This is a genomic window from Intrasporangium oryzae NRRL B-24470 (assembly GCF_000576595.1).
Lineage (GTDB): Bacteria > Actinomycetota > Actinomycetes > Actinomycetales > Dermatophilaceae > Intrasporangium_C > Intrasporangium_C oryzae.
In genome coordinates this window covers 38821-59165 of record NZ_AWSA01000023.1, presented here as the reverse complement: position 1 = coordinate 59165, position 20345 = coordinate 38821, and the positions used below count along the sequence as shown (strand labels likewise).

Sequence of the window (20345 nt, the reverse complement as noted above, 5' to 3'; positions counted from 1 at the left end):
TGGACTCGTGACGGGGATCCCCGTCCGGCGTCAGGCGGAGGGACGTAGAGTCGGAGGGGTGAGCAGGTCCGGGGCTAGGAGGCGCGTCCGTGCGGGTGCAGCGGTCCGGCTCGGCCTCGTCGCCCCCGTCCTTGCCCTCGTCGTCGCCCTTGTCTGGGCACTCGTCGGGGGCCCAGCCGCCGTCGCCCTGACGGCCGGTTCCGCCCCGGCCGACGCGACGGCGACGAGCACGCCGACGCCCTCGTCCACGATCCTGCTGCCGTCCCCCTGGGCGTCCAGCCAGCCGAACTCCACTGGCACGACGGCAACGACGGGCGCGACGCCCAGCCTGCCTCCGGGTTCTGTCGTCGGCGGCTTCGGGGCGATCACCGGGGCGTCGGTGTCCCCGCTCTACGACCGGCTGCGCCTTGCCGCGGCCTACATCGTCGCCGCCCGCACCGAGCCGGGCGGCGGGTCGTCGGGCGCCGACTGGAAGCCGCCCGCCGACCTGCGGACCCCGACCGCCCCGCCGTCCCCGGCTGCACGGCCCGGCCCCGCGGGTCCGATGACGCAGGACCAGCTGCTGTGGGCGGCATACTCCTCGGCGGCCGACGCATTGAGCACGACCTGCCACCTTCCCGTCACGCTCCTCGCGGCGATCGGCGAGGTCGAGTCGAGCTCGCTCCGCGGCCGCCGGCTCGACTCCCGGCACGATGTCGTCCCGCCGGTCATCGGGCCCGCCCTGTCCGGGGGGCAGTTCGCGTCGGTCCGCGACACCGACGGCGGCCGGCTCGACGGCGACCCGGTCTGGGACCACGCCGTGGGACCGATGCAGTTCATCCCGGCGACGTGGCGCATCTGGGGCGCTGACGGCAACGGCGACGGCGTCGCCGACCCCGAGAACATCGAGGACGCCGCGCTCACCGCGGGCCGCTACCTCTGCGCGGGTGGCCGCGACCTGTCGCGCCGGGCGGACCTCCAGGACGCGATCCTGTCCTACAACCACTCCCAGCGCTATCTCGCGACGGTGCTCGGGCTCGTCGACGCGATGACGAACGGGGTGGCCGCGGGACCCTGACCCGCGAGCCCCGCCCAGCCACCCCGGTACCGCATGACCCCATCAACTCCGCCGGGGCGGAGGCAATCCGGTCCGGCCGCCCGTGCGAGCGCAGCAACTTCGCCGGGGCGGAGGTAGTCCGGTCCGGGGGCCCGTGTGAGCGCAGCAACTCCGCCGGGGCGGAGGTGATCCGGTCCGGCCGGCCGTGTGACCGCAGCAACTCCGCCGGGGCGAAGCCGACCAATCCCCACCGAGGCGGTGGGATAGGGCCGGATGATGGACCGGATTGGGCCGTAAATAAGTGGCGGTTATACATTCGATTACATGACCGTCACCGACAGCCACCCCGGCCACGGCGCCCCGGCCACCCCGGAGCGCCCCGTCCGGCCCCCGCGCGCCGACCGCTCCAACGGGCAGTGGAAGGTCGACGGGACGGTCCCCCTCAACCCGAACGAGACGTGGAAGCAGGAGGACGGCGGCCTCAACGTCCGTGAGCGGATCGAGTCGATCTACTCGAAGGAGGGCTTCGCCTCGATCCCGCCGCAGGACCTCAGCGGCCGGTTCCGGTGGTGGGGCCTCTACACCCAGCGTCGGCCCGGCATCGACGGCGGCCGGACCGCCCAGCTCGACGACTCCGAGCTCTCGGACGAGTACTTCATGCTCCGGGTGCGCCTCGACGGCGGCGCTCTCACGCTCGAGCAGCTGCACACGGTCGCCGACATCTCCCGAGAGTTCGCCCGCGACACGGCCGACATCAGCGACCGCCAGAACATCCAGTACCACTGGATCCGCGTCGAAGACGTCCCCGAGATCTGGCGCCGGCTCGAGGCGGTCGGCCTCCAGACGACGGAGGCCTGCGGCGACACGCCCCGCGTCATCCTCGGCAGCCCGCTCGCCGGAATCGCCAAGGACGAGATCCTCGACCCGACGCCCGTCATCGACGAGATCCTCGAGCGGTTCATCGGCGACCCCGAGCTGGCCAACCTCCCGCGCAAGTTCAAGTCGGCGATCACCGGGCACCCGAGCCTCGACGTCGTCCACGAGATCAACGACATCTCCCTCGTCGGGGTCCTCCACCCCGAGCTGGGGCCGGGCTACGACCTCTGGGTGGGGGGCGGCCTCTCGACGAGCCCGCGCCTCGCCGAGCGCCTCGGCGTCTTCGTCGCCCCCGACGCGGCCGCCGACGTGTGGCACGGCGTCATCCGGGTCTTCCGCGACTACGGCTACCGCCGCCTCCGCAACAAGGCCCGCCTCAAGTTCCTCCTCGCCGAGTGGGGTCCGGCCAGGTTCCGCGAGGTCCTCGAGACCGAGTACCTCGGGCGTGCGCTCCCCGACGGCCCGGCGCCTGCTCCCGCGTCGGGCCCCGGGGACCACGTCGGTGTCCACGAGCAGAAGGACGGCCGCTTCTACATCGGCGCGGCCCCGGTCGTCGGCCGGATCAGCGGCAGCGTGCTCGCGGGTCTGGCCGACCTGCTCGAGGCCGCCGGCTCCGACCGCCTTCGGCTCACCCCGCACCAGAAGCTCGTCGTCCTCGACGTCCCCGCCGACCGGGTCGACGCCACCGTCGCCGGGCTCGAGGACCTGGGCCTCACGACGGCCCCGAGCCCCTTCCGCCGCAACACGATGGCGTGCACGGGCATCGAGTTCTGCAAGCTCGCCATCGTCGAGACCAAGGCGACGGCGGCGGCGACGATCGCCGAGCTCGAGCGCCGGCTCGCCGACGTCACCCCGCAGCTCGGCCGGCCGATCTCGCTCAACGTCAACGGGTGCCCCAACTCGTGCGCCCGCATCCAGGTCGCCGACATCGGCCTCAAGGGCCAGATCGTCACCGTCGACACCGCGGACGGCCCGGCACAGGTGCCCGGCTTCCAGGTGCACCTCGGCGGCGGCCTCGCCTCCGCCGACCGTGACGAGGCCGGCCTCGGCCGCACCGTCCGCGGCCTCAAGGTCACGGCCGACGAGCTGCCCGACTACGTCGAGCGTGTCGTGCGGACCTTCCTCGACCAGCGCATCGACGGCGAGTCCTTCTCCGAGTGGACCCGCCGAGCAGACGAAGGAGCCCTCCAGTGACAGCTGTGTCCCTCGGCACCCCGGCCGTGCCGCGCAAGCGACGGAGCGAGGCCGAGCTCAAGGCCATCGTCGACGACTTCAACTCGACGCTCGCCGCCGACCCGACGCACGAGCCGACCGCCGACGAGGTCGCCGCCTGGGCGGCGTTCCACTTCGACGGGACGCTCGCCGTGGCGTGCTCGATGGCGGATGCCGTTCTGCCGCACGTGATCTCGCGGTTCGCACCAGGGGTCGACGTCCTCTTCCTGGACACGGGATACCACTTCTCGGACACCCTCGTCACCCGCGACATCGTCGCCGAGGACCTCCCGATCACGCTCGTCAACGTGACGCCCGAGCTGACCGTCGCCGAGCAGGACGAGAAGTACGGCGCCCGGCTCTACGAGCGCGACCCTGCGCTCTGCTGCCAGATGCGCAAGGTCGAGCCGCTCGCGCGCACGCTACCGACGTACGAGGCCTGGGTGACCGGCGTCCGTCGCGACGAGGCCGCGACCCGCACGAACACTCCCCTCGTCACGTGGGACGAGAAGAACGGCCTCGTCAAGATCAACCCGCTCGCCGCGTGGACCTTCGACGAGCTCCAGACGTATGCCGCCGAGCACAGCGTCGAGGTCAACTCCCTCCTCTCGGACGGGTTCCTCTCGATCGGCTGCGAGCCCTGCACGCGGCGGGTCGAGCCGGGCGAGGACCCTCGCGCCGGACGGTGGGCAGGCTTCGCCAAGACCGAGTGCGGGCTCCACACGTGACGACGACAACGAGTCAACCGACGAAGCAGCCGGTGAACCCCGTTCTGGACCAGGCCATCTCGACGACGGAGGGCGACCTCATGACGAGCCCGGCGGCATACCCGCAGTCAGCAACCCCGGCGATGGGAGAGCGCCGGCTGAGCCAGCTCGATGCGCTCGAGGCGGAGTCGATCCTCGTCATCCGGGAGATCGCGGCCGAGCTGGAGCGGCCGGTGCTCCTCTTCAGCGGCGGCAAGGACTCCGTCGTGATGCTCCACCTCGCGGCCAAGGCCTTCTGGCCGGCGCCGATCCCCTTCCCCGTCCTGCACGTCGACACCGGACACAACTTCCCCGAGGTGCTCGCCTACCGCGACGAGACGGTCGAGCGGCTCGGGCTGCGGCTCGAGGTCGCGAGCGTCCAGGACTACATCGACGACGGTCGCCTGCGCGAGCGGGCGGACGGCACGCGCAACCCGCTGCAGACCCAGCCCCTCCTCGACGCCATCGCCGAGCACCGGTTCGACGGTGTCTTCGGCGGTGGCCGCCGCGATGAGGAGAAGGCGCGCGCGAAGGAACGCATCGTCAGCCTGCGGGACGAGTTCGGCCAGTGGGACCCGAAGAACCAGCGCCCCGAGCTGTGGAACCTCTTCAACCCGCGGCACCGTCCCGGCGAGCACGTGCGCGTCTTCCCGATCAGCAACTGGACCGAGCTCGACGTGTGGCGCTACATCGAGCGGGAGGACATCCCGCTCGCGCCGCTCTACTACGCCCACGAGCGCGAGGTCTTCCGGCGCGACGGCATGTGGCTCGCGGTCGGGCCGTACTCCCAGCCGCGCGACGACGAGACGGTCGAGACGCGCCTCGTTCGCTACCGGACCGTCGGCGACATGTCGTGCACCGGTGCGGTCGAGTCGTCCGCGTCCACCAACGCCGAGATCGTCCTCGAGGTGGCGGCGTCGACGCTGACCGAGCGCGGCGCGACCCGGGCAGACGACCGGATCTCGGAGGCCGCCATGGAGGACCGCAAGAAGGAGGGCTACTTCTGATGGCCACCACAATCACCGCCACCACACTCACTGCCGCTGCACCCGGCGCCACCACCGCGCCGGTCCAGCCCACGCTGCTCCGGCTGGCGACGGCCGGCTCGGTCGACGACGGCAAGTCGACGCTCGTCGGACGGCTCCTCCACGACACGAAGTCCGTCATGTCCGACCAGATCGCCGCCGTCGAGCGGGTCAGCCGCGACCGGGGACTGACTGGCGCCGACCTCGCCCTGCTCACCGACGGCCTGCGCGCGGAGCGCGAGCAGGGCATCACGATCGACGTCGCCTACCGGTACTTCGCGACGGCGACGCGCTCGTTCGTCCTCGCGGACTGCCCCGGGCACGTGCAGTACACCCGCAACACCGTGACCGGGTCGTCCACGGCCGACGTTGTCGTCCTCCTCGTCGACGCGCGCAAGGGCGTCCTCGAGCAGACGCGCCGCCACCTCGCGGTGACGGCGCTCCTCCGCGTGCCGCACGTCGTCGTCGCCGTCAACAAGATCGACCTCGTCGACTTCTCGCAGGAGGTCTTCGACCGGGTCGAGGCGGAGGTCCAGGCGGTCGCCCGCGACCTCGGTGTCGAGGACGCGATCGCGATCCCCGTGTCGGCCCTCGACGGCGACAACATCGCCGAGCGGTCGGACCGGACGCCGTGGTACGCCGGGCCGAGCCTGCTCGAGCTCCTCGAGTCGATCCCGTCGTCGGAGGACCCGGCCCACGAGGCCTTCCGGATGCCGGTCCAGCTCGTCATCCGCCCGCAGGGGGCTGCGCTCGACCCGAGCCACGTCGACTACCGGGGGTATGCCGGCCAGGTGGCCTCGGGCGTCGTCCGCGTCGGAGACGAGGTCGTGGCGCTCCCCTCGGGCCGGCGCACGACGGTCGTCGGCATCGACCTCGGCGAGCGCACGTTGGAGGAGGCGTTCGCGCCGCAGTCGGTGACGCTGCGCCTCGCCGACGAGATCGACATCTCGCGCGGGGACGTCATCGCTGCGGCCGCCGACGCGCCCGCGCCGACGCAGGACATCGAGGCCGTCGTCTGCTGGCTCGGGGACGCACCCCTGCGGCCCGGCCAGCGCCTCCTGCTCAAGCACGGCGCGAAGACCGTCCAGGCCTTCGCCCGGACGATCGACGGAGTCCTCGACCTCGACGACCTCGGCGCTGTGCCCGCGGACTCCTTGTCCCTCAACGACATCGGCCGAGTCACACTGCGTCTTGCGGCTCCGGTCCCGGTCGAGGACTACGCCGTCTCGCGCCGCGGCGGCGCGTTCCTGCTCATCGACGGGCACGACGGACGCACGGTCGCGGCCGGCATGGTCGGCGCGTCGCTGCGGACGCTCGACCCGGCGCCGACGCGACCGGAGGGCGACGAGGAATGGGACATCTGACCTCCGCGCTCCCTGTCGTCCTGGACCTGAGCGGCAGGCTCGTCGTCGTCGTGGGCGGCGGTCCAGTCTCGGCCGGCCGGGTCAGCGCCTTCGTCGACGAGGGCGCTGTCGTCCGGGTGGTCTCGCCGTGGCTCTGTGAGGACCTGCTCGACCTCGCGGTCGAGGGGCTCGTCGAGTGGCGCGCCCGTGACTACGCCGGCCCGGCCGACCTCGACGGCGCCTGGCTGGTCCACACGGCGACCGGCGACGCCCGCGTCGACGCCCGCGTCCGGGCCGACTCGGAGGCGGCTCGCACGTGGTGCATCGACGAGGCCGACCCCGACGGCAGCCCCGCCGCCGTCCCCCCTCGCGCCGACGTCATCACCGCAGACGGCCGCGTCACCATCTCGACGTATGCCGCTCAGGACCCCGGCCTGTCCGTGGCCCTTCGCGACGGGGTCGAGCGGGCGCTCGTCTCCGGTGAGCTCGACCTGCGCCGCACCCGGCCCCGGGGGGAGGGCTGGGTGGCCCTCGTCGGCGGTGGTCCCGGTGCCGACGGCCTGCTCACCGTGCGCGGGCATGAGCTGCTCATGGCGGCCGACGTCGTCGTCGTCGACCGCCTCGCGCCCCGAGCGGTCGTCGACCGCCTCCCGGCGTCGGTGCGGGTCATCGACGTCGGCAAGACGCCCGGAAACCACCCCGTGCCCCAGTGGCGGATCAACGAGATCCTCGTCGAGGAGGCGTCGCGCGGCCTCGGGGTCGTCCGGCTCAAGGGCGGCGACCCCTACGTCCTCGGCCGCGGGGGCGAGGAGCGAGAGGCGTGCGAGGCCAACGGTGTGCGGGTCGAGGTCGTGCCCGGCGTCACGAGCGCGGTCGCCGTCCCCGCCGCCGCCGGCATCCCGGTCACCCACCGCGGCGTGGCCCGCGGCTTCTCCGTCGTCACGGGGCACGAGGAGATTCCCGTGCTGCCGACCGGCGGAGACCACACGCTGCTGCTGCTCATGGCCGTCAACGGTCTGCGCTGGACGGCGAAGCTGCTCGTCGAGCACGGACGCAGCCCGGACTGCCCGGTGGCGATCATCGAGCGCGGCTTCGCTCCCGACCAGCGCGTCACGACCGGCACCGTCGCGAACATCGCCGACCTCGCCGTCGAGCGCGGCGTCGAGTCGCCGGCCGTCGTCGTCGTGGGCGACGTCGTCCGCCTCGGCCCCGACTGGCCCTGACCGCCGGCCGTCACCGAGGGGAGAAGCAGCGCTCACGGCCCCGTATCACGCGTGATACCTTCGCCTCATGGGTGAGGTGTCTGTCCGCGACCTGCGCAACCACGGGGGCGAGGTGCTTGATCGCGTTCTCGCTGGCGAGCACATCACGGTCACGCGCTCCGGCACGCCCGTCGTCGACCTGGTGAAGCACCGGCAACCGGGTCTGACGGTCGAGGTGCTCATCGAGCATCGTCGGCACCTGCCGCGCGTCGATGCGAGCGCCCTGCGCGCCGATCTCGAGGGCGTGATGGACGCCGGCCTGTGAGCACCCGTCATCGACACGGCATCCTCGACACCTCCACGCTGATCGATCTCTCGACGATCGACCCGCGGCACCTGCCGGAGCAGCCGTTCATCACCACGATCACACTCGCCGAGCTGAGTGTGGGTCCACTGGTCGCCGTCGACGAGCACGAGCGGAGCGCAAGGCAGGCCCATCTCCAGCAGGCCGAGGCGGACTTCTCCCCCTTGCCCTTCGACGCAGCGGCCGCGCGGGCCTTCGGCCGAGTCGCGGCCTCCGTGCGGCGGTCGGGACGTAAGGCCTCTGCCCGCTCGTACGACGGGATGATCGCAGCCATCGCCATCGCGACCGCCCTGCCGATCTACACGTGCAACCCAGCAGACTTCGCGGGGATCGACGAGCTCGTCGTGGTCCCGGTGCCCCGCCTCCACGGCTGAGCTCGCGGGTCGACCGAGAGGACTGGTGTCGGGCTGCCCGCACCGCTGGCCGGCGCGGGGTCAGGTGACGGCGGCGAGGATGCGGTCGATGCGGGCCAGGGTCACCGGGTCGTCGGGGGTCTCGAGAAACCACGAGGCGAGCCGGCGGCGCTCGGCCTCGTCGTCGGTGCCGATCCAGCGCGAGCACGCGAGCTGGGCGATGTGGGCCTGCTGGGCCACGAGCATCGTGAAGTGACCCCTGCGCGTCACTCTCCCGGGACCGCCCGCCTCGATGTATGCCGTGTGCAGCCTCCGCGCCCGCGCCGGGTCGTCGAGGCCGAACTCGAAGAGGAGCATCGCGAGCTCCTGGCTCGGGTCGGCGGGCCCCATGTTCTCGAAGTCGATGACGCAGACCCGGCCGTCGGTGGTCGCGAGGACGTTGTCGGCCCAGAGGTCGCGGTGGGCCGTGATCGGCGACTCGTGCGGCTCGACGACCGACTCGACCGCGACGAGGTCGCTGAGGAGGGCCCCCAGCTCGCCGGCGAAGGGCGCACCGGCGGCGACGACCCGGGCGTGCAGCTGTCTCCACGACCGCTCGCCGACGCCGGTCGCGAACCAGGCTGGCACGCCGTCGGTGGACGGCCGTCCGGCCCGGTGGAGCGCGGCGGCAAGAACCCCGACCTTCTCGGGGTCGAGGCCCCGGTCACGCGGCCGGAGGTCGACCCACTCCCAAGCCCGGACGAGCGTCCCGCGGACGTGCACGCTCGCCTCCCCGTCGGGCGTCCGAATGACCTTGGGAGTGAGCACGCCTGCGGCACGGACGGATTCGGCGAAGGCGGCGTCGCGCTCGATGGCGTCGACGCCCGGCCCGGCGAACCACTCCTTGACGGCGACATCGTCGACCTCGGACCCGTCGAGGCTCAGCCGCCAGACCTGGCCGAGCTGACCTCGTGCGACAGGACCTTCGAGGCGCGCCTCGTGGTGCAGGCCGAAAGCGGTGGCCACCGCGCCCGCGTCCTCGGGTCTGAGCATGGTCAGGGCAGGACCCGCCAGACGGCGACGCCGACCGTCACGACAGCGAGCGCGAGGGCGCTCCACCCGAGCGCGTCGCGCCCGGACCGTCCACGGCTGAGGAGCAGGAGGAGCGCGGCGAGGACGGAGAGGATCGCCGCGATGATCGTCTCTTCGACGTAGCGGTCGACTGTGTCGATGAGGAGCCGGTCGCTGCCGCCCACCCGGGCGACCCGTCCGAGGACCCGGACGAGGACGAAGACCCACCAGCCGACCGTCATCCAGAAGAGGGCGACCCCGACGGCCCCCAGGAGCGGGTCGACCTCGGCCTCTGCCGGGACGGTCCCGGCCCCGGTGCCCCGGCTGAGCGCGGGAGCGGGCACGACAGCGGGAGTCGGCGTGTCCGTGGGAGGCGGCTCGGCGGCATACGGCACGAAGGTCGGCAGGGGCACGGTCGCGAGCGGCTCGCGAGAGGGCGAGCCGGCCGGGATCGCCTGGGTGACAGCGGGACCGGGCGCTTCCGGCGCAGCAGCCGCCTCGTCGTCCCAGCGTGGCACCGGGACGGTGAACATCTCTTCCGAGGACCGACGGGCGTGCGTCGTCGGGTCCGGAGCACTCCCGGGGGCGGGGTCCATGGCGACAAGGTACCCCCGTGGACCGACGCAACGGTGCGGGACGGGCCCGGACGGGGCGGCGGCGGGTCGGGAAGATAACAAGTCATACGCAGCGCCACAAGAGGGTTGCAAAAAGCAGATTAATGTCTCTAACATCCCCCGATTAGGCGGATGTAGCCGCCGCGAGGCGTCCCAACGGCGGGGCGCCAGGGACAGGAAACGGAGACCGACGTGTTGCGTCGTCAGTTTGTGATCGGAACCTCTCTGGCCGTGGCGGCAGCCCTCGGCCTGTCCGCCTGCGGTGGAGGCGAGGACCAGGAAGCCGGGTCGAAGACCCTGCGCGTCACCCTCGCGAACCACGTGTGGACGGACAACATCAAGAAGGCGCTTCCCGAGTTCGAGAATCAGACCGGCCTCAAGGTCGAGCTGACCCAGCTCGGTGAGGACCAGCTCTCCGACCAGTACAACGTCAAGCTCAACGCCGGCTCGGGCGACATCGACGTGATGATGTACCGGCCCCTGCAGGAGGGGAAGCTCTTCGCCAAGAACGGCTACCTCGCCGACCTCACCGCGAAGACGAAGAGCAACGCCGACTGGGCGTGGAGCGACTTCCAGGCCGGCCCCGTCGCCGCGACCACGTACAAGGACAAGGTGGTCGGGGTCCCGATCATCACCGAGCAGGAGGTCCTCTACTACCGCAAGGACCTCCTCCAGAAGGCCGGGATCACGGCACCGCCGAAGACGCTCGACGAGCTCAAGGCCGCCGCGGCCAAGGTCTCCGCCGCCAACCCCGGCGTCGCAGGCTTCGTCGCCCGCACCGGCAAGACCGCCGCGGTCACGCAGTTCTCGAGCTTCCTCTACAGCTTCGGCGGCGACTTCGTCGACGCGAACGGCAAGGCGACCGTCAACAGCCCCGCGGCGAAGCAGGCCTACGCCTTCTACGGCGGCCTCATCAAGGACCTCGGCCCGAAGAACGTCAGCACCGACATGGGCTGGCCCGAGGCGATGGCGATCTTCACCCAGGGTAAGGCGGCCTTCTACACCGAGGCCGACTCGCTCTACAAGAACGCCACCGACCCGGCCAAGTCGAAGGTCGCCGACTCGGTGGGCTTCGCTCCCTTCCCCGCCGGCCCCGCGGGCTCCAAGGCCTACAACGTCCCGTCGTGGGCCCTCGGCGTCAACGCCGCCTCGGAGAACCAGGACAACGCCTGGAAGTTCATCGAGTGGGCGACGAGCAAGACGCAGACGCTCGCGAACCAGAAGGCAGGTGTCCCCGGCGCTCGCACCTCCGTCTGGGCCGACCCGGCCGGCACCTCGACGTACCCGAAGGACCTTGCGGACGCCATCGCGGCGAGCACGCCGACCGGCGTGGGCCACGACCGTCCGCTCGTCGTGAAGGTCGCCGCGGCCCGCGAGATCGTCGGCCAGCCGATCGTCGACGCGATCACAGGCAAGGACGCCGCCGCCTCCGCGGACGCGGCGAACACGGCCTTCCAGACCTTCCTCGACTCGGAGAAGTGACCCGAGCAGAGGCCTGAGAGCCCGAATGCCGGGTGGCCGGGTGCCGCGGCGCCCTGGGCGGGCGTGACCGCCCTCGTCCCGACCACCGCGCCTCGGCCACCTCGCCCGGCCACCCGGCATACCCCTCCCGCACGCCCGCACCTGGAGCACCCCATGTCAGCCAGCACCATCGAGTCGTCAGCCAGACCCCTCGCACCCGCGCGGGCCACCCCGACCTGGTCCCGCTGGGCCAACGACCACCGCAAGTGGCTCTTCGCCGCCCCGGCCATGGCCTTCGTCGCCGTCCTCATCGTGTTCCCGGTGGCCTGGACGGTCTGGCTCAGCCTCACCGACGCCGAGGGTTCGGTCCGCGCCGAGCACTCCTTCATCGGCCTCGGCAACTACCTGACGGTCCTCACCGACACGACCCGGTTCTGGCCCGCCGTGCTGCGGACGCTCGAGTTCACCGGCGGCGTCCTCGTCGTCGAGGTCGTGCTCGGCATGGCGATCGCCCTGCTCCTCTGGCGGCCCTTCCGATGCGAGAAGTGGGTGCGCGTCGCCATCCTGCTCCCGCTCGTCGCGACACCCGTCGCGGTCGGCATGATGTGGCGGCTCATCTTCGACCCGAACATCGGCCTGGCCAACACGGTCCTCGGCTGGTTCGGCATCGGGCCGCAGCCGTGGCTCGCCGGCGAGCAGAGCGCCCTGCCGACGACGATGCTCATCGACATCTGGCAGTGGACGCCGATGGTCGTGCTCATCCTCCTCGCCGGGCTGACCTCCCTGTCCGACGAGCCGCTGGAGGCCGCGCTCATCGACGGGGCCGGCGCCTGGCAGCGCTTCCGGCACATCATCCTGCCGCTCATGATGCCCACCGTCATCGTCGCGATCCTGCTGCGCGGCATCGACGCCCTCAAGACCTTCGACATCCTCTACGCGACGAAGGGCAAGGGCGGCGGCTCGTTCCACGAGGTCGAGACGCTCAACGTCTACGCCTACGGCCTCAGCTTCGACTACAACGAGTACGGCATCTCCTCGACCGTCCTCATCATCTTCTTCCTCATCATCGTCGGCTCCATGTGGGTCCTCACCTCGCGGAAGAAGGAGGCGGCCTGATGCGCGCCCGTACCCCGTTCACCGTCTTCCGCGTCGTCGCGCTGACCGTCGTCGTCCTCACGCTCATCGCCCCGCTCGTCTGGATGGTCGCGGCGTCGCTCAAGACGAACGTCGACATCTACGACCCGGGCAAGGCCCTCGCGTTCACCCCGACGCTCGAGAACTACACGAAGGTCCTCCAGCAGGCGAACTACGTCGACTTCATCGTCAACAGCCTCTGGATCGCCTTCGCCTCGACCGTCCTCTCGCTGCTCATCGGGGTCCCGGCGGCCTACTCGATGAGCCGGTTCGCGATGCGGCGCTCGGCCCTCGTCGTGCTCATGGCCAGGGTCATCCCCGCCGTGTCGCTGCTCGTCCCCTGGTACTACGTCTTCTCGAACCTCAAGATGGTCGGGGGCTTCTCGGTCCTCATCCTCAGCCACATGTTCGTGGCCCTGCCGCTCATCGTCTACATCATGATGGGCTACTTCGACGGGCTGCCCCTCGAGCTCGAGGAGTCGGCGCTCGTCGACGGCCTGACCCCGATCGGGGCCTTCCGGCGGATCACCCTGCCCCTGTCGACGCCGGGCATCGCGACCGCGGGGATCCTGTCGTTCATCTTCTCGTGGAACAACTTCATGTTCGCCCTGGTCCTCTCCGGCGCCGACACCAAGACGCTCCCCGTGGCGATCTTCGACTTCGTCGGCTACGCGAGCATCGACTGGGGTGGCCTCATGGCCGCCTCGACCGTGGTGACCGTCCCGATCATGGTCATCGCCCTCTTCGCCCAGAAGTACGTCGTCTCCGGGCTCACCGCCGGCGCGACGAAGGGCTGAGCGATGGAACGGATCACGAGGGTCGAGACCTTCCTCGTCGCCCCTCGCTGGCTCTTCGTCCGCGTCGAGACCGAGAGCGGGATCGTCGGCTGGGGCGAGGCGACGTGCGAGGGCCGCTCGGAGACGGTGCGGACCGCCGTCGACCAGCTCGCCGAGGTGCTCGTCGGGCAGGACGCGCTCCGGATCGAGGACCACTGGCAGGTCATGACGAAGGGGTCCTTCTACCGGGGCGGCCCCATCCTGGCGAGCGCGGTGTCCGGCCTCGACCAGGCGCTGTGGGACATCGCCGGCAAGCACTTCGGCGCGCCGGTGCACCAGCTGCTCGGTGGTCCCGTGCGCGACCGGATCCGGGTCTACGGCTGGGTCGGGGGCGACGAGCCCTCCGAGGTGGCCGACCACATCAGTGAGCAGGTCGAGGCGGGCCTGACCGCGGTCAAGATGAACGCCTCGGGCCGGATGAGCCGGATCGCCACGGTGGCCGAGATCGACGGGGTCGTCGAGCGGGTCGCCGCCGCGCGTGAGGTCCTCGGGGACCACCGTGACGTGGCCGTCGACCTCCACGGCCGGTTCACCCTCGCCGACGCCCGCCGGGTCGCGCCGCTCCTCGAGCCCTACCGACCCTTCTTCCTCGAGGAGCCGGTCGTCCCGGAGAGCTCGCACCTCATCGGCGAGGTCGTCCGGTCGACGTCGACGCCCGTGTCGACCGGCGAGCGGCTCTACAGCCGCCAGGAGTTCCTCCCGGTCCTCCAGGCGGGAATCGCCGTCGCGCAGCCGGACCTCTCGCACGCCGGCGGGATCACCGAGACGCGCAAGATCGCCTCCCTCGCCGAGGTGTATGACGTCCAGCTCGCTCCGCACTGCCCGCTCGGACCGCTGGCCCTCGCCGCGTGCCTCCAGGTCGGGTTCGCGACGCCGAACTTCCTCATCCAGGAGCAGAGCATCGGCATCCACTACAACCAGGGCGCCGAGGTCCTCGACTACGTCGCCGACACCGCGCCCCTGCAGTTCGTGGACGGCCACATCGAGCGGCTCACCGGCCCCGGCCTCGGCATCGAGGTCGACGAGCAGGCCGTGCGCGCGGCGGACCAGCGCGGTCACGCGTGGCGCGGCCCGGTGTGGCGCCACCCCGACGGCTCGTTCGCCGAGTGGTGAGCAGCGTCATGGGTGCACGCACACCTGCGGGCCCACCGGGGGACGCGCAGCACGGCTCGTTCGTCGCCGACCTCACGGCGTCGCGGGTCATGGCGATCATCCGCGGGACGGACACAGCAGCTGCGGTGGGGGCGGCCGTGACCCTCTTCGAGGAGGGGGTCCGGTTCGTCGAGGTCGCCCTGACGACACCCGGCGCGCTTCGGGCGATCGAGGCGATCCGGCCGCACGTCCCCGCGGGGGCGAGCATCGGCGCCGGCACGGTCCTCACGGCCGGTGACGTCGTCGACGTCGAGGCTGCCGGGGCGCAGTTCGTCGTCACCCCGGCCGTCACCCCGTCGATCGCGGAGGCCAGTGCCCGCGGACTGCCCGTCGCCGCTGGGGCGCTGACCCCGACGGAGGCGTGGACGGCGATGCAGCAGGGCGCGTCGGCCGTCAAGCTCTTCCCGTCGTCCGTCGGCGGACCTGCCTACCTCAAGGCCGTCCGCGACCCGTTCCCCGACATCCCGTTCCTCGCGGTCGGTGGCGTCGGCCTTGACGACGTCGCGGCGTACCTGGGCGTCGGTGCCATCGGCGTCGGCGTCGGCGGTCCGCTCGTGGGTGATGCCGCCTCAGGCGGGGACCTCGCGGCGCTCCGACGGCGGGCCCGCTCGTATATCGCTGTCGCACAACGGATCTCATCATGAGCGCCGGGATCGACGTCCTCACCTTCGGTGAGTCGATGGTCGCCTTCCGGTCCGACGGACCCCTCGTCCAGGGAGGACTCCAGACGACTCGGGTGGCCGGGGCAGAGTCCAACGTCGCCATCGGGCTCGCCCGCCTCGGCCACTCCGTCGCCTGGGCGGGCCGGGTCGGTGCCGACCCGTTCGGCCGGCTCGTCCTGCGTGAGCTGCGTGCCGAGGGCGTCGACACGACGTATGCCGTCGTCGACGTCGAGCGCCCGACCGGGCTCATGTTCGTCGAGCAGCGGACGGCCGACCTCACCCTGGTGGAGTACCGCCGGACCGGGTCGGCCGGCTCGGCCCTCGACCCAGCCGATGTGGGCGCGGCGGTCGCCAGGACCCGGCCACGGCTGCTCCACCTGACGGGCATCACCCCGGCCCTCTCGGCGTCGGCCCTCGAGTGCGTCACCTCCGTGGCCGAGTCCGCCTCTGCTGCAGGCGTTCTCGTCTCGCTCGACGTGAACCACCGCAACCGTCTGTGGACCCGGGAGCAGGCGAAGGAGGCGCTGACCCCGATCGCCCGCCGAGCGGCATACGTCATCGCCTCGGACGACGAGCTCGACCTCGTCGCGGACGGGACCGAGGAGGAGGCGGTCGCGAGCCTGCTCGCGCACGGTGTCGTCCAGGTGGCCGTGAAGCGGGGGCCCCGCGGAGCGAGCGTCCACACGGTCGCCGGTCGCGTCGACGTGGACGCCGTCCCGGTCACCGCGGTCGATCCCATCGGTGCCGGCGACGCGTTCACCGCCGGCTTCCTCTCGGGGGTCCTCGACGGGCTCGACCCCGGCGAGTGCCTGCGGCGCGGCGCCGAGGCGGGCGCGTTCGCCGTGTCCGCGAAGGGGGACTGGGAGGGCGCCCCGACGCGTGCCGACCTCGCCCTCCTGCACGGCCACCGGCCGGGAGCCACCGTGCGCTGACCGCGCACGACCCCGCACCACCGCCCGACCGGCGGACCCGCCGAAGCTCACCACCGCACGACTACCGCACGACCACCGCACGACCACCCAGAAAGGCCCAGCGTGAAGATCGTCACCGCCGACGTCATCGTCTCCAGCCCCGACCGCAACTTCGTCACCCTGCGGATCACGACCGACGAGGGGCTGACCGGCGTCGGCGACGGCACGCTCAACGGCCGGGAGCTCGCGGTCGCCTCCTACCTCGCCGACCACGTCGTCCCGCTCCTCATCGGCCGCGACCCACACCGGATCGAGGACACCTGGCAGTTCCTCTACCGGTCGGCCTACTGGCGGCGCGGGCCCGTGACGATGGCCGCGATCGCCGCCGTCGACGTCGCCCTGTGGGACATCAAGGCCAAGGCCGCCGGTATGCCGCTCTACCAGCTCCTCGGTGGAGCCTCCCGCACCGGGATCATGGCGTACGGGCACGCGTCCGGCCGGGACACGCAGGAGCTCTTCGACTCGATCCGCAAGCACCTCGAGCTCGGCTACCGGTCCATCCGCGTCCAGACGTCGGTCCCCGGCATCAACGCCGTCTACGGTGTCGCGGCCCAGGCCGAGGCCTACGGCGGCCGTTACGACTACGAGCCGGCCCGCCGCACCCCTCTTCCGGCCGAGGAGGACTGGGACACCCGCGCCTACCTCCGCCACCTCCCCACGGTGTTCGAGGCGGTCCGGAACGAGTTCGGTCCCGAGCTGCCGCTCCTGCACGACGGCCATCACCGGATGACCCCGATCCAGGCCGCCCGCCTCGGCAAGGACCTCGAGCCCTACGACCTCTTCTGGCTCGAGGACTGCACCCCGGCCGAGAACCAGGAGGCGCTGCGCCTCGTCCGCCAGCACACGACGACGCCGCTCGCGATCGGCGAGATCTTCAACACGGTCTGGGACTACCAGACCCTCATCCGCGAGCAGCTCATCGACGTCCGCTCGGCGGTGACGCACACCGGCGGCATCACGGCGATGCGCAAGCTGCTCGACTTCGCAGCGCAGTACCAGATCAAGTCCGGCATCCACGGCCCGACGGACATCTCGCCGGTCGGCATGGCCGCAGCGCTCCACCTCGACCTTGCGATCCACAACTTCGGGATCCAGGAGTACATGCAGCACGGGCCGCTGACGAACGAGGTGTTCAGCCAGTCGTTCACTTTCGAGAACGGCTACCTGCACCCGGGCGACGAGCCGGGTCTCGGCGTCGACATCGACGTCGAGGCAGCGGCCCGCTTCCCGTACCAGCCGGCATACCTGCCGTTCAACCGTCTCAAGGACGGGACCGTCCATGACTGGTGAGGCGACGGTTGAGCCGACGTGTGAGCCGACGTGTGAGCCGCTGCGGACGCGGCACGTCGTCGTGATGGGTGTGTCCGGGTGCGGCAAGACGACCGTGGCGCGGGGTGTCGCCGCCGCCACCGGGTTCGTCATGGCCGAGGGGGACGAGTTCCACCCGCCGGCCAACGTCGAGAAGATGCGGGCCGGCATACCCCTGGACGACGAGGACCGGTGGCCGTGGCTGCGCGACCTCGCGGGCTGGATGGGAGCCCGAGCGGCGGAAGGGCGCTCGACCGTCATCTCCTGCTCGGCCCTCAAGCGGGCGTATCGCACGGTCCTCGCCGAGGGGCTGCCGATCGTCGAGTTCGTCCACCTCGACGGCTCGGCCGACGTGATCCGCGGGCGGATGTCCTCACGGGCGGGGCACTACATGCCGACGAGCCTGCTCGACTCGCAGGTCGCGACGCTCGAGCCGCTCGGCGCCGACGAGTCGGGTCTCGTGCTCGACGTGGCGCTCTCGCCGTCCGAGCTCGTCGACCGAGCCGTCGAGGGGCTCGGACTCCGCCGGGGCGCTCCCCCTCAGTCCGACGACGCGTGCCGCTGCTCCTCGCTGAACGTCATGAGCTCGCCCGCCTCCGAGGCGGACAGGCCGGCCGCGCGCGCGGTCCGGTAGCGCCCGATGTTGCCGGACGCCGCCGCCATCATCGCGGCGACCTTGCCGCGGCTGTAGGTCATCGAGTGCTCCGGCGCGACGCCGATGCTCGCCCCGACCTCGATCGCGTCCTGGTCGGCCCCCATGTAGAGGAACTGCCAGCCGTACTCCTTCGTCTGGCGCTCGATCATCGCCTTGACGGTGGCGTGGGTCAGCTCGCGTGAGGCATTCTCGTGGCCGTCGGTCATGATGCCGACGACGACGCTGCCGGGCCGCTCGTCCTCCGGGAGCGCCGCGAGGCGCGCGCCGGCCTCGGAGACGAGGCGTCCGATGGAGTCGAGCAGGGCGGTCATGCCGCGGGGGCGCAGCTCGAGCCGCGGCACGTCGGCGATCGGCCGGTCGCGGTAGACCTCCTCGTACTCGTTGTCGAACTGTGCGAGGGTGACGCGGCACTCGCCCGCGGTGGCGCGCTGCTCGGCGACGAACGCGTTGAAACCGCCCTCGGTGTCGTCCTTGATCGACTCCATCGACCCGCTCCGGTCGAGCAGGAAGTAGAGGTGCGTCAGGTTCGGGTTGGTCATGTCTCCCCCTTCGGTGGCCGGCGCGAGGGTCGTGCCGGGTGGTGCTGGGTCTGCGGTGGTCTCGTGGTGTTCAGGTGGGGCGTCGCGCGCGGAAGCGCAGCGGCCGGGGCGCCTCGCCGAGGGCGGAGGCGTCCCGATGCCTGCCCTCCTCGAGGTCGTAGCGGGCTCGTTCCACGCCCGCCGCGGTCACGCGTCCGGACTCCGAGCCGTATGCCGCGAGCTGGGTCGTGCGCGCGAGGCGCGGTCCCACGGCGTTCTCGGACAGGCCCGCGAGCTGCCCGGCCGTGCGGATCGTGCCCCCCTCGGAGAGGAGGACGGCGGCCATCGCCTCGTCGATCGCCCGGGTCAGGTGCTCCTGGGCGGCGCGCATGAGCGGGAGGGCCTCGCTCGGGCGGCTCGGGTCGACGCCGGAGAGCGCGGAGGTCGTGGCACGCAGGGCTGCTGCGACGGGGTCGCCCGGGCTGCCGGGAACGGGTCGTCGGGTGGTGGCCATTCCTCACCATAGGCGCAGTAACTGCGGCACCGCAATACTCGAGGCGCTGCTTGCTAGAGCCGGCGTCGGGGTTGGGGCCGAGGTCGGGGCGTGCCGGGGGTCTCAGGAGGTGAACCCCGAGCCGCCCCGGCTCGTCTTCCCAGAGGCAGGGGGTTCCGACAAAGGAGTCATCATGCGCACTGTCATCGTCGCCCTGCTGTCCCTCGGAGCGATCTTCTTCGCGGGGGCCGCGCAGGCCTCAGCGGCCGCCAACCCCAGCGGCACCGGACCGCCGAGCCAGTCCTGTCAGGACATCGAGGCCGCGGGTGGCACCACCCCGGGCCACGCCAGCTCGTCGCCGGGGTCGCCGTTCAACGAGCCGGGCATCAACTCGGTGGCCGGCGGGATCGGCGGCCAGCACTACAGCGAGTCCTCGCAGTACGACGTGGCCTGCTTCCAGGTCTCGCACCGATAAGGACGGAGGTTCAGCCCGGAGGCTCACACACCGCTTCGGTCGGGTCCGCCACGTCTGGGGGCTTGGCTGGCCCGCTCGAAGTCGGTGGGTCCCTACGTCACCTCGAACTGCAGGGAGTCGACGATCGGCTGGACTGTGGCGCGATACTCCTCGCTTGAAACCCGGTCCTTGACACTCGTGATCTCGAGGACCACATTCCCATTCTTCCAATCGAGAATGATCAGGCGGACGTCGAGCTCGTGCAGAATGACATGGTGCAGTTCGGACACCCCGTTTCCGATGACGAGCGGGATGCCCGGATGCCCTTCGAAGGAGCAGGCTCTGGTGCCGGGCTTGAGCGCCAGGTCGATCTGGAAACCGGATAGACCCCCCACGGTCACCGACTTGGGAGACGACACGACCAGGCCAGGAATGGTTTGGTACCAGACGATGAGTTGCCCTGGCGTGATCCCTACGCCGGGCTGGGCGGCCTCGGAGCAGTCGATCGCGGCTGCCCGGACATTCTGGTAGATCCCGAGGTAGCTGCCGCCCACGACACCGCTCTGCGGGTCATTACTGCGATACAGGAAGAAGTTGCCTGGGAGATCCTCGTCATTGCGCCATCCGGGGGGCACGGTGTACGAGAAGCCAGGGCGAAACTGCCTCGTGCCGTACGTGCCGGCGGCAAGGTCCCCGAGGCAGTCTCCACCGCCCGGGTTGGAGCAGGACGCCGCCTTGCTCGCACTCGAGCTCGCATGAGACGGCGTTCTTGACACCTCGGGAGAGGTCGGGGGCCCGGCGCAAGCGGTCACGCTGAGGAACAGGGTCGCGATGATGATCTGGCGGTACCTCGGCATGGGTGCCTCCCCTTAGCATCGAA

At 71.4% G+C, this 20345-nt stretch carries 22 protein-coding genes; 17 read left to right on the top strand and 5 right to left on the bottom strand.

Features of this window, described 5'->3' with window-relative positions:
• Window positions 1–58: 58 nt before the first annotated feature.
• From N865_RS23555 to N865_RS12050, 8 genes are all read left to right on the top strand, one after another.
• A complete protein-coding gene (locus N865_RS23555; RefSeq protein WP_051510503.1) occupies window positions 59–1057 on the top strand; it encodes a lytic transglycosylase domain-containing protein in 999 nt (332 codons plus the stop codon).
• Window positions 1058–1360: 303 nt separating this feature from the next.
• Window positions 1361–3106 (top strand): nitrite/sulfite reductase, encoded by a 1746-nt coding sequence (locus N865_RS12080; RefSeq protein ID WP_034806083.1) that lies wholly within the window; start codon window positions 1361–1363, stop codon window positions 3104–3106.
• Window positions 3103–3852, top strand: coding sequence for a phosphoadenylyl-sulfate reductase (locus N865_RS12075; protein ID WP_051510502.1), 750 nt, complete (start codon window positions 3103–3105; stop codon window positions 3850–3852). The genes N865_RS12080 and N865_RS12075 overlap by 4 nt, the downstream gene beginning before the upstream one ends.
• An 80-nt stretch (window positions 3853–3932) precedes the next feature.
• Window positions 3933–4877 carry a sulfate adenylyltransferase subunit CysD gene (gene cysD, locus N865_RS12070; protein WP_034806129.1) on the top strand — a complete coding sequence of 315 codons (945 nt, stop codon included), beginning with the start codon at window positions 3933–3935 and terminating at the stop codon, window positions 4875–4877.
• Entirely contained in the window at window positions 4877–6259 is a 1383-nt protein-coding gene (locus N865_RS12065) for a sulfate adenylyltransferase subunit 1 (RefSeq protein ID WP_084328175.1), read from the top strand. Before cysD ends, N865_RS12065 begins: the two co-directional genes overlap by 1 nt.
• A complete protein-coding gene (cobA, locus tag N865_RS12060; RefSeq protein ID WP_034806080.1) occupies window positions 6247–7461 on the top strand; it encodes a uroporphyrinogen-III C-methyltransferase in 1215 nt (404 codons plus the stop codon). The genes N865_RS12065 and cobA overlap by 13 nt, the downstream gene beginning before the upstream one ends.
• Window positions 7462–7528: 67 nt before the next feature.
• The gene (locus tag N865_RS12055) at window positions 7529–7765 is read left to right on the top strand and encodes a type II toxin-antitoxin system Phd/YefM family antitoxin (RefSeq protein ID WP_034806078.1); all 237 of its coding nucleotides are present in this window, start codon (window positions 7529–7531) and stop codon (window positions 7763–7765) included.
• Window positions 7762–8178, top strand: a complete 417-nt coding sequence (locus N865_RS12050) for a type II toxin-antitoxin system VapC family toxin (protein ID WP_034806076.1) — start codon at window positions 7762–7764, stop codon at window positions 8176–8178. Before N865_RS12055 ends, N865_RS12050 begins: the two co-directional genes overlap by 4 nt.
• A 60-nt stretch (window positions 8179–8238) precedes the next feature.
• Here N865_RS12050 and N865_RS12045 read toward each other — a convergent pair whose 3' ends face one another.
• Window positions 8239–9162, bottom strand: coding sequence for a phosphotransferase enzyme family protein (locus tag N865_RS12045; protein WP_245603741.1), 924 nt, complete (start codon window positions 9160–9162; stop codon window positions 8239–8241).
• A gap of 29 nt (window positions 9163–9191) precedes the next feature.
• Window positions 9192–9803, bottom strand: a complete 612-nt coding sequence (locus tag N865_RS12040; RefSeq protein ID WP_157557672.1) for a hypothetical protein — start codon at window positions 9801–9803, stop codon at window positions 9192–9194.
• A gap of 249 nt (window positions 9804–10052) precedes the next feature.
• Here N865_RS12040 and N865_RS12035 point away from each other — a divergent pair, with 249 nt between their 5' ends.
• From N865_RS12035 to N865_RS12000, 8 genes are all read left to right on the top strand, one after another.
• Window positions 10053–11303 (top strand): ABC transporter substrate-binding protein, encoded by a 1251-nt coding sequence (locus N865_RS12035; RefSeq protein WP_084328177.1) that lies wholly within the window; start codon window positions 10053–10055, stop codon window positions 11301–11303.
• Between the two features lie 153 nt (window positions 11304–11456).
• Window positions 11457–12398, top strand: coding sequence for a carbohydrate ABC transporter permease (locus N865_RS12030; protein ID WP_051510500.1), 942 nt, complete (start codon window positions 11457–11459; stop codon window positions 12396–12398).
• A complete protein-coding gene (locus tag N865_RS12025; protein ID WP_034806068.1) occupies window positions 12398–13213 on the top strand; it encodes a carbohydrate ABC transporter permease in 816 nt (271 codons plus the stop codon). The genes N865_RS12030 and N865_RS12025 overlap by 1 nt, the downstream gene beginning before the upstream one ends.
• Before the next feature lie 3 nt (window positions 13214–13216).
• A complete protein-coding gene (dgoD, locus tag N865_RS12020; RefSeq protein WP_034806066.1) occupies window positions 13217–14365 on the top strand; it encodes a galactonate dehydratase in 1149 nt (382 codons plus the stop codon).
• An 8-nt stretch (window positions 14366–14373) separates the two neighbouring features.
• Window positions 14374–15048 carry a bifunctional 4-hydroxy-2-oxoglutarate aldolase/2-dehydro-3-deoxy-phosphogluconate aldolase gene (locus N865_RS12015; RefSeq protein WP_051510507.1) on the top strand — a complete coding sequence of 225 codons (675 nt, stop codon included), beginning with the start codon at window positions 14374–14376 and terminating at the stop codon, window positions 15046–15048.
• A complete protein-coding gene (locus tag N865_RS12010) occupies window positions 15045–15998 on the top strand; it encodes a sugar kinase (protein WP_034806065.1) in 954 nt (317 codons plus the stop codon). Before N865_RS12015 ends, N865_RS12010 begins: the two co-directional genes overlap by 4 nt.
• 102 nt (window positions 15999–16100) lie before the next feature.
• Complete coding sequence (manD, locus tag N865_RS12005) at window positions 16101–17327, top strand: D-mannonate dehydratase ManD (protein WP_034806063.1); 1227 nt, start codon at window positions 16101–16103, stop codon at window positions 17325–17327.
• On the top strand, window positions 17317–17979 hold the full coding sequence (locus N865_RS12000; protein WP_084328174.1) for a gluconokinase: 663 nt from the start codon (window positions 17317–17319) through the stop codon (window positions 17977–17979). Before manD ends, N865_RS12000 begins: the two co-directional genes overlap by 11 nt.
• Here N865_RS12000 and N865_RS11995 read toward each other — a convergent pair.
• Both N865_RS11995 and N865_RS11990 read right to left on the bottom strand, forming a co-directional pair.
• Window positions 17886–18539: a vWA domain-containing protein gene (locus tag N865_RS11995; RefSeq protein WP_034806061.1), complete on the bottom strand. Its 654-nt coding sequence runs from the start codon at window positions 18537–18539 to the stop codon at window positions 17886–17888. The two genes, N865_RS12000 and N865_RS11995, sit on opposite strands and share 94 nt — an antisense overlap.
• Before the next feature lie 70 nt (window positions 18540–18609).
• Window positions 18610–19032 carry a hypothetical protein gene (locus N865_RS11990; protein ID WP_034806059.1) on the bottom strand — a complete coding sequence of 141 codons (423 nt, stop codon included), beginning with the start codon at window positions 19030–19032 and terminating at the stop codon, window positions 18610–18612.
• 172 nt (window positions 19033–19204) lie between these two features.
• On the opposite strand from N865_RS11990, the gene N865_RS11985 reads away from it, so the two are divergent.
• Window positions 19205–19486, top strand: a complete 282-nt coding sequence (locus N865_RS11985; RefSeq protein WP_034806058.1) for a hypothetical protein — start codon at window positions 19205–19207, stop codon at window positions 19484–19486.
• A 92-nt stretch (window positions 19487–19578) separates the two neighbouring features.
• Here the strand turns inward: N865_RS11985 and N865_RS11980 are convergent, their stop codons facing one another.
• Window positions 19579–20322 (bottom strand): hypothetical protein, encoded by a 744-nt coding sequence (locus tag N865_RS11980; RefSeq protein WP_034806055.1) that lies wholly within the window; start codon window positions 20320–20322, stop codon window positions 19579–19581.
• Window positions 20323–20345: the final 23 nt, after the last annotated feature.

Bases quoted from the DNA above. Each gene is read 5' to 3' on its own strand.
- N865_RS12080 (WP_034806083.1), top strand. From the start codon at position 1,361: ATGACCGTCACCGACAGCCACCCCGGCCACGGCGCCCCGGCCACCCCG.
- cysD (WP_034806129.1), top strand. From the start codon at position 3,933: ATGACGAGCCCGGCGGCATACCCGCAGTCAGCAACCCCGGCGATGGGA.
- N865_RS12065 (WP_084328175.1), top strand. From the start codon at position 4,877: ATGGCCACCACAATCACCGCCACCACACTCACTGCCGCTGCACCCGGC.
- cobA (WP_034806080.1), top strand. From the start codon at position 6,247: ATGGGACATCTGACCTCCGCGCTCCCTGTCGTCCTGGACCTGAGCGGC.
- N865_RS12055 (WP_034806078.1), top strand. From the start codon at position 7,529: ATGGGTGAGGTGTCTGTCCGCGACCTGCGCAACCACGGGGGCGAGGTG.
- N865_RS12040 (WP_157557672.1), bottom strand. From the start codon at position 9,803: ATGGACCCCGCCCCCGGGAGTGCTCCGGACCCGACGACGCACGCCCGT.
- N865_RS12030 (WP_051510500.1), top strand. From the start codon at position 11,457: ATGTCAGCCAGCACCATCGAGTCGTCAGCCAGACCCCTCGCACCCGCG.
- N865_RS12025 (WP_034806068.1), top strand. From the start codon at position 12,398: ATGCGCGCCCGTACCCCGTTCACCGTCTTCCGCGTCGTCGCGCTGACC.
- dgoD (WP_034806066.1), top strand. From the start codon at position 13,217: ATGGAACGGATCACGAGGGTCGAGACCTTCCTCGTCGCCCCTCGCTGG.
- N865_RS12015 (WP_051510507.1), top strand. From the start codon at position 14,374: ATGGGTGCACGCACACCTGCGGGCCCACCGGGGGACGCGCAGCACGGC.
- N865_RS12010 (WP_034806065.1), top strand. From the start codon at position 15,045: ATGAGCGCCGGGATCGACGTCCTCACCTTCGGTGAGTCGATGGTCGCC.
- N865_RS12000 (WP_084328174.1), top strand. From the start codon at position 17,317: ATGACTGGTGAGGCGACGGTTGAGCCGACGTGTGAGCCGACGTGTGAG.
- N865_RS11995 (WP_034806061.1), bottom strand. From the start codon at position 18,539: ATGACCAACCCGAACCTGACGCACCTCTACTTCCTGCTCGACCGGAGC.
- N865_RS11990 (WP_034806059.1), bottom strand. From the start codon at position 19,032: ATGGCCACCACCCGACGACCCGTTCCCGGCAGCCCGGGCGACCCCGTC.
- N865_RS11985 (WP_034806058.1), top strand. From the start codon at position 19,205: ATGCGCACTGTCATCGTCGCCCTGCTGTCCCTCGGAGCGATCTTCTTC.
- N865_RS11980 (WP_034806055.1), bottom strand. From the start codon at position 20,322: ATGCCGAGGTACCGCCAGATCATCATCGCGACCCTGTTCCTCAGCGTG.